This is a genomic window from Paenibacillus illinoisensis NBRC 15959 (assembly GCF_004000925.1).
Taxonomy (GTDB): domain Bacteria; phylum Bacillota; class Bacilli; order Paenibacillales; family Paenibacillaceae; genus Paenibacillus; species Paenibacillus illinoisensis.
Genome location: NZ_BIME01000001.1, coordinates 158,713 through 171,238, shown reverse-complemented (window position 1 = coordinate 171,238; position 12,526 = coordinate 158,713). Strand labels below are relative to the sequence as shown.

13 protein-coding genes are annotated in these 12,526 nt (G+C 44.0%); 12 read left to right on the top strand and 1 reads right to left on the bottom strand.

The window, feature by feature from the left end:
• Nucleotides 1-166: 166 nt before the first annotated feature.
• From PIL01S_RS00720 to PIL01S_RS00705, 4 genes are all read left to right on the top strand, one after another.
• Nucleotides 167-682 carry a nucleoside deaminase gene (locus PIL01S_RS00720; RefSeq protein ID WP_127535823.1) on the top strand — a complete coding sequence of 172 codons (516 nt, stop codon included), beginning with the start codon at nt 167-169 and terminating at the stop codon, nt 680-682.
• Nucleotides 683-763: 81 nt separating this feature from the next.
• Entirely contained in the window at nt 764-1,087 is a 324-nt protein-coding gene (locus tag PIL01S_RS00715) for a hypothetical protein (RefSeq protein WP_127535822.1), read from the top strand.
• A 59-nt stretch (nt 1,088-1,146) separates the two neighbouring features.
• Nucleotides 1,147-1,623 (top strand): GNAT family N-acetyltransferase, encoded by a 477-nt coding sequence (locus PIL01S_RS00710; protein WP_127535821.1) that lies wholly within the window; start codon nt 1,147-1,149, stop codon nt 1,621-1,623.
• Between the two features lie 197 nt (nt 1,624-1,820).
• Complete coding sequence (locus tag PIL01S_RS00705; RefSeq protein ID WP_127535820.1) at nt 1,821-2,852, top strand: phosphotransferase enzyme family protein; 1,032 nt, start codon at nt 1,821-1,823, stop codon at nt 2,850-2,852.
• A gap of 38 nt (nt 2,853-2,890) precedes the next feature.
• Here the strand turns inward: PIL01S_RS00705 and PIL01S_RS00700 are convergent, their stop codons facing one another.
• Nucleotides 2,891-3,229 (bottom strand): winged helix-turn-helix transcriptional regulator, encoded by a 339-nt coding sequence (locus tag PIL01S_RS00700; RefSeq protein WP_127535819.1) that lies wholly within the window; start codon nt 3,227-3,229, stop codon nt 2,891-2,893.
• A gap of 105 nt (nt 3,230-3,334) precedes the next feature.
• On the opposite strand from PIL01S_RS00700, the gene PIL01S_RS00695 reads away from it, so the two are divergent.
• The 8 genes from PIL01S_RS00695 (at nt 3,335) to PIL01S_RS00660 (ending at nt 12,466) form a co-directional block, all read left to right on the top strand.
• Nucleotides 3,335-4,249, top strand: a complete 915-nt coding sequence (locus tag PIL01S_RS00695; protein WP_127535818.1) for an arginase family protein — start codon at nt 3,335-3,337, stop codon at nt 4,247-4,249.
• A gap of 107 nt (nt 4,250-4,356) precedes the next feature.
• The gene (locus PIL01S_RS00690; protein WP_127535817.1) at nt 4,357-4,863 is read left to right on the top strand and encodes a GNAT family N-acetyltransferase; all 507 of its coding nucleotides are present in this window, start codon (nt 4,357-4,359) and stop codon (nt 4,861-4,863) included.
• A 245-nt stretch (nt 4,864-5,108) separates the two neighbouring features.
• On the top strand, nt 5,109-5,861 hold the full coding sequence (locus PIL01S_RS00685) for a response regulator transcription factor (protein ID WP_127535816.1): 753 nt from the start codon (nt 5,109-5,111) through the stop codon (nt 5,859-5,861).
• Nucleotides 5,830-7,485 carry a sensor histidine kinase gene (locus tag PIL01S_RS00680; protein WP_127535815.1) on the top strand — a complete coding sequence of 552 codons (1,656 nt, stop codon included), beginning with the start codon at nt 5,830-5,832 and terminating at the stop codon, nt 7,483-7,485. The genes PIL01S_RS00685 and PIL01S_RS00680 overlap by 32 nt, the downstream gene beginning before the upstream one ends.
• A 212-nt stretch (nt 7,486-7,697) precedes the next feature.
• Entirely contained in the window at nt 7,698-9,335 is a 1,638-nt protein-coding gene (locus PIL01S_RS00675; RefSeq protein ID WP_127535814.1) for an extracellular solute-binding protein, read from the top strand.
• 115 nt (nt 9,336-9,450) lie between these two features.
• Nucleotides 9,451-10,398, top strand: a complete 948-nt coding sequence (locus PIL01S_RS00670) for an ABC transporter permease (protein ID WP_095287251.1) — start codon at nt 9,451-9,453, stop codon at nt 10,396-10,398.
• Between the two features lie 10 nt (nt 10,399-10,408).
• A complete protein-coding gene (locus tag PIL01S_RS00665) occupies nt 10,409-11,296 on the top strand; it encodes a carbohydrate ABC transporter permease (protein ID WP_127535813.1) in 888 nt (295 codons plus the stop codon).
• 33 nt (nt 11,297-11,329) lie between these two features.
• Entirely contained in the window at nt 11,330-12,466 is a 1,137-nt protein-coding gene (locus PIL01S_RS00660) for a glycoside hydrolase family 76 protein (RefSeq protein ID WP_164764144.1), read from the top strand.
• The last annotated feature ends 60 nt before the right edge of the window (nt 12,467-12,526 follow it).

The following is a 12,526-nucleotide window of genomic DNA, read 5'->3' as shown; positions in this document are numbered from 1 at the left end:
TGTTTCTATTTTGATAAGACTGAAGAGCGCGAAGGGTTACTGCAGCTTCACCAATGGGCACAGCACAATAAGATAGAAGTGAAAAGGAAATTCTTTCAGACATGGACGTAATATATCGGATGATAATAGTGTCATTCAGCTCAATCTCAAGGAAGTAGGTGTCAACATGGATCGAGACCGTATTTATCTTCTAAAAGCATTTGAACAGGCTGAAATGGCAAGAGCTGAAGGAACCTTTCCCATTGGCGCAGTCATTGTTGATAACCATGGTGAGCTCGTCAGCGTTGGTAGAAATAAAGTATTCTCTCAATGTGACACAACCGCTCATGCGGAAGTAGAAGCAATTAGAAAAGCAGGTTCATTCATGTTAAATATGAAGAGTAAGAGATTCAACCAGAATAACTTTTTAACGTTATATACAACTTGTGAACCTTGCCCTATGTGCAGTTGTACCATAATGATGACATTCTCAATCAAGCGAGTGGTGTGGGCTGCCAACGATGTAGCAATGGGGGCAATGCGCAAGTTTACAGAAGAATCTTTATTGTTGGATCAATTCAAAGACATATCTATTGAAGCTGCACCATATAAAGATCTCGAAGTGAGGCAAAGAAAACTAATGGCGGATTTCAATACAAGTCGTGGTTATTTAAGCACAGACTGGCACTTGGAAAAGATGTAGCTAAAAATCTTCAAGAAATCGTCAGGACAATACACTAAACATACGTCACCTTTATCTAATAGATGGTTGAAAGGATTTTTTATGAAAAAAATGCTGCTCTCTATACTATTGCTACTTTTTCTTTGTGCATGTAGTAGCAATCACTTTGATCAAGAAACATGGTTTAACGAACCAGAAAAAAGAAATAGTATGGTGCATAGCTTGCTAAAGCATTTTGAACTAATAGGCATGACGGAGACGGAGATTATTGACTTGCTTGGAGAACCTGCACAAAAAGTAGACGAGCTTTCTCGTCAATATGTTTACTATTTGGGAAGAGCAGGATTAGGAGTAGATGATCGCTTGTTACGACTTCATTTTAATAAAGAAGGTGGAATTGAAAGTCATGAGGTTACTCACGATTAGATCGTTTGCGACATAAAGTCATGGAAGATCTAAATTAGGAAAGGAGGGGTAAATCAATCGTGATAACGCTCAGAAAGATTACATTGGATAACCGACGTGCAATCTTTAACCTGGAAGTTGCAGAAGAGCAGCAAAAATATGTGGCATCGAATCTTTCAAGTGTAGCTTCATGTTATGTTTTAGCGACCAATGGAGGTTCGCCTTTTCCGTTTGCAATCTACGCAGATGAACAACCTGTTGGGTTTGTAATGATTACGTATGGAATTACCGGTTATGATCTCCCCAACATTGCTGATAATAACTACTGCATATTACGGCTCATGATCGACAAGCAACACCAGAATAAAGGGTATGGCCGTGAAGCACTGAAGAAGGTCATTGACTTCATTCGCACTTTTCCGGCTGGACCTGCCAAACTTTGCTGGATTCCGTATAGCCCAGATAACCTGGCTGCGAAGAAATTATATGAGAGCTTAGGCTTCAACGAGAATGGTGAAGTGTGTCATGGCGAGCTTGTAACGGTATTAGAACTCTGAATCATTATATAAAAAATAAAACCATGACACTCCTAATGTCATGGTTTTTCTCATGGTATGAGGAACATATTAATCTCCTGACAGGTAAAAATCTGTTTCTAATGAAACGTTACCTATATCCCAAACAACAGGATACCTATAATTATCTTATGAGGAACATGACCAATTTAACGAATGAAGTGGAGTGAAGAAAACAAATGAAGGACTTTTTTCGCTATGACACGATGGAAGAAAGAGAATCTCTGCTGGCTAGAGCCAGAAATGTGGCACTAACTGCATTACAGCAGTATGATCTGGCATGGGAACGCATTCAGTTTATACACTTATCCGATACGATCACGTACAAAGTTGAAACAAGTACACCCGATTCTTATTTGCTTCGGATTCATTCCGATCGTTGGAGCAAGGAAGAAATACAATCTGAACTTCTATTTCTTCAGTCCTTGAATACAGTGGATGACATTCATGTCCCAGTGGGGATCGCTTCTCTTACAGGCTCTCCTGTAGTAGAGATGGATACGATTGAGGGATATAGACGACCGTTTGTTACGGTGATGAAATGGGTGGAAGGGGAGCATGTAAAGGGTGAATTGACGGGAGCTATTGTAACTAGAATGGGAGAAATGATGGGAAAGCTTCATGAAGCTGTTTCGGGCTTTACCTTACCTTCCAACTTCGTACGTCCGGTCTGGGGAGCAGACTCTTTTCGAAGTGAGTTGGTGAAGCTTGAACGTTATTATAACCGATTTTTGTCCGATCAAGCCTGGACGGAATATCAACATGCTGTCGAGAAAATATTAAGTAGACTTGCTGATATGGACAACAATGAACAAAGCTACGGAATGATTCATGCTGATTTGCACGCCGGTAACATCGTTTTCAAGGATGGTTTACCGTATCCAATCGATTTTGGAAGATGTGGCTTTGGCTATTTTCTATATGATCTGGCAGGCAGTTTAATTGGACTCTATCCCAGAGAACGAATGACTTTTATCCAAGGTTACGAGAACGTGAGAAAACTGGGAACAGATTATATTCGAGACTTGGAATGTTTCTTCATTATGTTCATGATTGAGAATTACTGTCATCACGCCTCTAATCCAGAAGAAACGTTAAGTCTAATGGATGAACAACCATATGCTCAGGCATTAATCAGAGAATTTTTAAAAGGAAACCCTTTTTTGTTTGTTCCGATTGAACCAGTGGACATAGATAAGGTTCAGCAGTGAATTCCAAACAAAGAAATCATAGAATCCCTAGACACGCGTTATGGTTGATTCCTAACTCCCCATTCACATAACTCTTCCATAATTGGTAGCAAGCTCTCTGCCTTGGCGGTGAGACTGTACTCGACCTTGGGTGGAACTTGCGGGTACTCCCTCCGGTTCACCAGACCATCGGCTTCCAATTCTTTGAGTTGTGAACTTAGCATCTTATAGGTTATCGCTCCAATTTGCCTCTTCAAGTCATTGAATCTGACGGTTTGACCTTCAGCCAAAAGGTAGAGGATCACCATCTTCCATTTACCCCCGATGACAGACACCGTATAACCAAAAGGGGTATCCTGAATGTTCTTCACTTTACCTTTATATTCAGCCATGCTCATACGTACACTATCCTTCCGGGTAGTACCTATCATTAAAGTGCGTACTACGATTATATTTTCGTTCAGTTTATACTAGCCTTACTTTCAAGTAAAGGAGAGTATCATATGTCTACAAGAACAATACGCTTGCTCATGCCGCAATGGCAGGGGGGCAACAATCCTAACTATTCTTTTGGAGCCGAACTTTTAGCCTGGCTGGCACCAGATAATGATCAACCCTTAATTAAGGTACCCGTTCATGCTTATGATGGAACACCACTTGTGAACGAGAACGGCATGAATGGAAGAACACAACTGTTGGAACAGCTGGAGGCTGCCCAGCATATCATCCAGGCTCACAAGCCGGATCGTATTGTTATGTTTGGCGGCGACTGTTTGGTCGAACAAGCACCCTTTGCCTATCTTAACGAACGATATGGAGGGGAGCTTGGGTTAATTTGGATTGATGCACACAGTGACCTGGTTCGATATGTTGGCTATGATAACGGACATACGCTGCCACTCGGGAATCTTCTGGGTGAGGGAGACGAGGAGTTCTCGAGACATGTGAAGGTTCCTTTGAAGCCCGAAAATATCTTTATGGCGGGATTGGCAGTTCCTACAGAACAAGAGATGGAAGTGATTTCGGAAGCATTTGAAAGAATGGGTGTATACGCTGAGGAATCAGATACAGAAGTCATTCAAAGACTGGGAATCAAAACAGCCGGAACAGAGGAGCTCTCGAGCAGCACTGAAGTGATTAAGAAATGGATCAGAGAAAGTGGAATCAAACATCTTGCCATTCACGTGGATCTGGATGTGCTGGACCCCAAAAAATTCCGTTCTCTACTATTTGCTAACCCTGACGAACCCTATGTTTTCTCACCTGCCGGAACCATGCAGTTACCTCAACTTCTGCATTTGCTTAAGGAGCTGTCGGAAGAAACAGAGGTCGTGGGACTGGGTATAACCGAGCATATGCCGTGGGATGCGATTCATATGAGAGATCTGCTCAGCGAGATACCAATATTAAATACGTAAGGTGCAAAGATTCGAACATAGGTGTGGCTAACATTCTATCGGAATATTTGATACGATGTAGGGAGTCTGAATTAATTTGATAGAGAGCTAAGAAAGGCAGGCTGACCATGAATCTTATCTTTCCGAAAGTTAGTACAACCGAAGAAATCGCTGCGCTGTCCCGCTTGGCCGCCGAAATTTGGCAGGAGTACTATGTATCCATCATTACGCTTGAACAGATCGATTACATGATTCAACAATATCAATCGGCATCAGCTGTTACAGAACAAATCCAAGAACAGGGCTATGAATATTATTTCATGCAATGTGATGATACGCCTGTCGGATACATGTCTGTAAAAGTAGAGGAAGGCAAAATGTTCCTGAGTAAGTTTTACATCGGCAAGGAACATAGAGGCCAAGGCTACGCCAGCCTGGCGTTCGCTTTTCTGGAGCAACAATGTATAGAACGAGGCATTAACCTAATCTGGTTGACGGTCAATCGCCATAACGAATCAAGTATTGCTGTCTATGAGAAAAAAGGATTCCGGACTGTCCGGGAACAGGTTGCAGATATCGGGAATGGGTTTGTTATGGATGATTTTGTTATGGAAAAGGCAATCCACGTTTCTTAAACGAAGCTTCCAGGTCAGTTCAATAGGATGAGTCAGACAATGAATGATTTATTGATCATCATAAGAGGATAAGTCGCTTAAATAGCGGCTTTTTTTGCATGAAACACGGATATGAAATTACGCATATAAATGAAAGCCCTTTCTTCATTCTATGATATACTACGTTGTAACTGACAACCCATGAATAACGAAGAGATATTTCTGCTGGTTATCCTCTCACTTTCACGCGCAAAGGAGATGTCTGAATGTTTAATGTTCTTGTTGTGGATGATGAGTGTGTTCAAAGAGAAGGAATCAAGGATTTGATCGCCCTGTATGAATTTCCTTTTCACATCATGGAAGCGGAGAACGGAAAGAAAGCAGAGCAGCTATTGATACGAAATGCAATTGATATCTTGATTACCGATGTCAAAATGCCGCTCATGGACGGACTGGAACTAAGCAGGATCGCACGCAAAACACAGCAAAATATCAATATCGTTATTTGCAGCGGATACGATGAGTTTGAATACGCACGCAGTGCCCTAAGGCTCGGTGTCGTCAATTATTTGCTCAAACCGCTTATGAAGGAAGAGTTTTTGCAGGTGATGGTGGATATTACGAAGATGAGTCCGTACGCGGGGAAGCCTGAGCCTGAAACGATGGAAATGAAGGTGATCCGGCAGGTGAAGAACTATGTGAAAGATCATTATCAGAAAGATATCTCTCTAACAGAAGCAGCTCACGACGTGTACCTGTCTCCAGGATACCTAAGCATTCTGTTTAAGAAAGAAACCGGAGAGAACTTCTCCAAATATCTCACGGATTACCGGTTGAGCCGTGCGAGCCATCTGCTTGTTCACTCCAATATGAAAATTAATGATGTTGCGGTGGCTGTCGGCATTGACAACCATTCATATTTTGCCAAGCTGTTCAAAAACAAGTTCGGCGTTAGTCCGTTACAGTTCAGAGAGTGCGGGGTGCTTCATGATCGGGTGGATCAAGAGCAGGTTCAATGATATCAGGTTCCGCAACAAATTATTGCTGTCTCATCTGATTATTGCCCTCATTCCCATTCTTCTGCTTGGACTACTCTCCTTCATTCAATCCTATCGTATTCAGATGAGAGAGCTGCGAAGCGAAGCTGAAGCAAGCATGGAGCAGATAGCCAGCATTATGGATTACAAAATCAATCGTTACAATACGCTAAGCGAGTTTATGGTACTTAATCGGGATTTCTCTCAGATATTCACCAAAGACTATGATGAAAATTATTATCAGATGTACCTGGATTTTCGTGACATTATGGAGCCGATGATCTCGAACATCAAATTGATGGACGATGATATTGAAGGGATCACCTTCTACACATCGGGAGAACTGCTCGGAATTCGCAATAACATTTTGCCCATAGGGGAGCTAAGGAGCAAGGCTTGGTACGATGGTTTTCGGGGCAGACGCTGGATTGTGGACGGAGAGAAGCTCTACCTGGTTCAGGAACTGATCAGCAATCCAAAAGACAGCAACTTTATGGTCATATCCATACAGCATGACAGCATCTTTGGAGATCTGGATAATCTGTCTGAGCACATATCCGTTCATATGGAAGATCCGGAACAACATATCATTTTTCAGGAAAACAGAAAGCGGATTGGTGCTGTTGATTTGGAGAAAAGGGAAATGACAGACCTGAGTTTAAGTCGATCCCTTGCCAGCAATGGCTGGACGATCTATTACAATTTGCTGAATACCAATGCTTACGCGAATGCAATGAGCATTTTTCAAATCACGCTATTCGTTATCATCCTCAGTTTGATCATTACCTTTCTGCTGATATATATCATCTCCACTAACTTTACACGCCGAATTCTTCGCCTCAAGACCAAAGTTGACAAGGTGGAACGAAACAATCTGGATGTGATCATTCAGAGTTCATCCCGTGATGAATTTGGTGAGCTGACGAATGGGATCGGGAAGATGCTCAGAAGGATCAACAGTCTGATCTCACAGGTCTATCGCGCCGAGATTGCCAAGAAGGAGAGTGAGTATAACAGGCTGATTAGTCAGATTAATCCTCATTTTCTGTATAATACACTCTCATTTATCAGATGGAGGGCCGAGAAGAAGGCAGATATTGAAACAAGTTATATGGTATCTGCATTAGCACGTTTCTACAGAACGACGTTGAATCAAGGAAGGCATATGACCACGATTGAGGCTGAAATTCAACATATTAAGGCATATCTGGACTTGCAGCTCATTATGAATGATGGTCTGTTTGACGTGGATTATGATGTTGATGAAGCGGTACAGCAGGAACAAGTCATTCATTTTGTGCTGCAGCCCATTGTGGAAAATGCCATCAAGCATGGTTTTGTGGGAGCAGCAGCGAAGGATTACGGCATTCAGATTACAGTTCAGCGAGTGAGTGAAGGCATCAGATTAGCCGTTACGGATAATGGCGTAGGCATGACTTCGGAACAGATCACACAGCTGTTAACCAGTGAAAATGGGGGATGCGGTGTGCGCAATGTTAATGACCGAATGAAGCTCTATTACGGGCAGGACTATGGGCTCGTTATTCGTAGTGAACCCGGTTACGGAACAGAAGTATCCATGGTGATTCCGGCATCTTCACCGTAAGCAGCAGGAATACTTCAAATAAAATGCTAAGTATTGAAGGCGGTTGCTTCGGCAGCCGCTTATTTGGTTTCCGAGTTAGAAATTACAAGGCCCACAAGATGGTTGAGATCATGAAAAAAGTGATACATATCCGAAAATAATTGCATATACGCGAAAAATGAAAACGCATACAATTTGATTATTCAAGTAACTCACATAAAGGGGATGACAGGATGCACAAACGCAGCAAGATCGCTTCACTGCTGATGGCCTGTATGGTGCTCGTTGTATTCAGTGGCTGCAGCGGGGGGAACAGTGATACCGCACAGCCGCAGATATCAGAGCAGGACTACGAACCTTACGGCAAATATGAGACGCCAGTCGAATTCACGATCGGCCGTAATACCAATCATGTGAATAACCTGCCTCCTGGTGACACCATTGAGGACAATTTGGCCACACGGTATGTAGAAGATCGCGTGAATGTCAAAGCGAAGGTGGCTTGGGAAACAGACGATATGGATCAGAAGCTGTCCTTATCCATGACCACGGGTGAATTGCCTGACGTCATGTTAGTCAGTCGGGAGATATTTAATCAGTTGGTAGATAATGATCTGATCGCCGATATGACTGAGGTATATGAGAAGACAGCATCCGAAGGTGTGAAGAACATCTATGGCTCCTACGGTGATTTGCTGCTTGATCAAGTGAAGGTGGATGGCAAAATTATGGGGCTTCCGATGACAAACATCGGTAATCAACACCAATTGCTGTGGATTCGGAAGGATTGGGTAGATAAGGTGGGTGCCAAGCTGCCGGAAACGGCCGAAGATGTGTGGAATCTTGCCAGAACATTTGTGGAAAAGGACGTATCCGGCACAGGCAAGACGGTGGGTATGGTCATGGATTCAAATGCGATGAATTTTAGCCCAATGTTCGCTACGCATGGTGCCTTTCCAACGAATTGGATCGAGAAGGATGGTCAGGTGGTATACGGGTCCGTTCAGCCCGAGATGAAGCAGGCACTTGCTGAAGTTAGCGCCATGTACAAAGAAGGCTTGATTGATAAACAATTTGCAGTCCGGTCAAGTGAAGAGAAGGAAGCACTGGTGATCAACGGACAGGCGGGAATCGTTTTTAATCCATGGTGGATCGGCTATACCAATTACAAGGATTCCATCAAGCAAAATCCCGAAGCCGTATGGGTCGCGGTATCTGCACCACTGGATCATGCCGGCAAGTTCAGAACGATTCGTCAGGATCCTGTGGGGGGAGGAATCGTTGTTGTGAACAAGAATTTCGCCCATCCAGAAGCCATAATGAAATCGGTCAATCTGACTACGGATTTTCTATATTCCTTAACGGATGATGCGATCAACTACAAGAAGGAACATCCCGATGAGATGCTGACTGATGCGAGCCGCTGGAATAACGATCCTACTCAGATTCCAATGCAGGTCGATTATGACGATGTGCTGAAGCGCTATTACGAAGATCTCATGAAAGCCGATGAGTCCGGAGATGCTTCCGCCGTTCAGGAAGACCGGGTTGTCTCGTTCAAGGCTTATCAGGAATTCAAAGAGAAAGGCAATGCCGTTGACGTCAACACCTATGGCGAATATCTATCTCGGATTGAAGGACAGCGAGAGGCAAATAACCCCAATCTGGAAGTGACTCCTGCAGGCTTTTACGGGACGACAGAGACGATGAAGCTGAAATGGGCGAACCTGCAAAAGCTGGAAGAGGAAACAATTCTCAAGATCATTATGGGGCAAGCTCCTATTGATGAATTTGATACGTTTGTCGACACATGGAAGCGTACAGGCGGAGATGAGATTACGGAGGAAGTCAACGAGATGGCTCAAAGGTAATACAGGCTGTGTAAAGCAGAACCGTAGTCTAGCGGAAGCCTGATACCAGACTTCCGCACCTGCCTTTAGCGATATGACATGCCTATAGATATAGCAAGATGGAGGTGAGAAGGCAATGGCGCAAGCAGAAACGACAATACCACCCAAAAGGGAACTACGCTCAGTCCAGAAGAAACGTAAGCGATTTGACGAAATGACCTATCATTTTATGCTCCTGCCTGGCATGGTGATGCTGTTTATTTTCTCGATTGTGCCCATGTTTGGTGTAATCATGGCGTTCCAGAAGTTCATTCCTGCCAAAGGCATATTCGGTTCCAAATGGGCGGGGCTTAGCAACTTCACCTATATGTTTCAACTGCCGGACGCGAAGCAGATTTTTATCAACACGCTGGTCATTGCTGTCGGGAAAATTGTGCTGGGATTGATTGTTCCTATTGTATTCGCCCTTTTGCTTAATGAGGTTCGTCTGAAAGTGTTCAAGAGTTCGATTCAAACGATTGTGTACTTACCGCATTTCATGTCATGGGTTGTCTTGGGCACGATGCTGACCATGATATTTTCTTTTGACGGCATGATTAACAACTTCCTTGAGCTTCTCGGCTTGGAACGCATTATGTTTCTGGCCAGCAACGATTGGTTCAGACCGCTGCTGATCGTAACGGATACCTGGAAGGAGTTTGGTTATGGAACCATTGTCTATCTGGCTGCGTTAACGGCAATTAACCCTGCCTTGTATGAGTCCGCTGCAATGGATGGTGCGAATCGCTGGAAGCAGACGCTCCACATTACGCTGCCAGGCATGTTCCCAACCATTATCCTACTGGGTACATTGAGTCTCGGAAACGTACTTAATGCCGGATTCGATCAGGTGTTCAACCTGTATAATCCGCTCGTATATGAAACGGGTGATATTATTGATACCTTTGTGTACCGCATGGGTCTGATCAATATGCAGTATTCGTTCGCAACAGCCATTGGTTTGATGAAATCGGTGATCAGCTTTGTTCTGATTGTCATTTCGTATAAACTGGCTTCCAAGTATGCGGGGTACAGAATTTTCTAGGAGGGTTAGCATGATTCAATCCAAAACACTCGGTTCCAGGCTATCCCGACTATTGATTATGTTCACGTTGATCCTGATTACATTCATGTCCCTGGCCCCGATTGTAAATACGATTATGGTTTCCATCAGCAGCAGTACGGCAGTGAATGCAGGCCGGGTTTATTTTCTCCCGGTGGAGCTGAACTTCTCATCCTACGCACAGATTTTGAAAGATACGAAGTTCTGGAATGCGTTTCTGATCTCGGTTGAACGGGTGGTGCTTGGCGGTGCGATCAATATGATTTTGACCATTCTTATGGCCTATCCCTTGTCACGCAGTATTTCACAGTTCAGATCCCGGAACACATACATGTGGATTATCGTGTTTACGATGTTATTCAGCGGAGGTATTATTCCTTGGTACATGGTGATTAGCAAGCTAGGGCTGATTAACAGCATCTGGGCACTGGTTTTACCGGGTGCGGTACCCGTATTCAATGTGATCCTGCTCATGAACTTCTTCAAAGGCATACCCAAGGAACTCGAAGAGGCTGCCTTTATTGATGGAGCGGGGCCAATCAAAATTCTGCTTAACATCTTCATCCCGATTTCCATGCCAAGTTTGGCGACTATTATGTTATTTGTCATCGTTGGACATTGGAATAACTTCTTTGACGGAATCATTCTCATTAACGACAGCTCTAAAATACCACTACAGACTTACCTGCAGCGGCTTAGTCTTACGCGAGACCAAATGCAGAATCTCTCTGTTGAACAGCTGCAGCAGTACAATAAAATTTCGAACACGACATTGAATTCTGCCAAAATTCTGGTCTCGATGATCCCTATACTATTAATCTATCCTTTTCTACAGCGTTATTTGATCCACGGTATCGTCCTCGGGGCAGTGAAGGAATAATCTGATGACTTTAAGAAAGGAAGGGATATGCAAATGCGAAAGAAGAAAATCGTAAGTCTCACGGTGGTTCTCAGTATTATTCTGGTTACTACGATGGGTGCAAGTGGTGGAGGCAAAAAGCACTATGCCAGTCAAGCACAGTGGGCGCAAGAGAAACTGGATGAATATTACTGGAACGATGAAGCAAAAATGATGAATAACGCTTATCCTTCGACACCGGAAGGTGAAGAGCCTTTGAATTATTGGTGGAAGGCTCATGCTGTTGATGCACTGGTAGACGGATACGAACGAACAGGAGACGATGAGTATACGGAACGGGCGGAAGAGCTGGTGCGCAGTATTATTGAACGCAATGGTTCGCTTCATAATGAATTTTATGATGATATGGAATGGCTGGCTCTTGCTGCTCTCCGTCTTTACGATGCCACAGGCAGTGAAGAAATGAAAGATTACGTGCTTGAACTCTGGGCAGATATCAAGACAGCCTGGTGGGAAGATGACCTGGGAGGCATGGCTTGGAAGAAGGACCAGCGATACAACCGTAATGCGTGTTCAAGTGGTCCGGCTTCGATTCTGGCAGCAAGGCTGTATGAGCGTTTTGGTGATCCTCAGGATCTGGAATGGGCTCAAAAAATATACGAATGGGAAAAACGCTATCTCGTTAATCCGCAAACAGGACTCGTCGCAGACGGCTTGGTGCTGCGTGAAGACGGCACACTTGATGTGAATGAAGCGTGGATCTTCACCTATAACCAGGGCACATTCATAGGTGCCGGCGTGGAGCTCTACAGGATTACGGGAGATCAGGTGTATTTGCAGGATGCAGAGAAGACAGCTGCAGGCTCCCTGAAGTCCTTGACGAATGAGAAAACCGGAATTTTCCTAGAGGATGGGGATGGAGATGGTGCTTTGTTCAAAGGCATATTGATCCGTTACATGGTAGAGCTGTATGATGCCGGGCATAACAAGACTCTGAAGCAAGCGATCTTCCGGAATGCAGATGCGTTATGGAAAGGCAGTCGGAAAAATGGATTATTCGGTCAGGCTTGGGGTCAACCGGCCCAGAATCCGCTGCATCTTACGGCCCAGCTAAGCGGTGTCTTTCTGCTTGAGGCAGCTGCGAAGCTGGAGACAGGGAAACGTTCCAAGTCAGGAAAACAACAGAAATAGCAACAGTTAAAATAAGCGTTTGTTTTGAAACCTTTTGAGCATGAGCAATTCGGGTTGTCG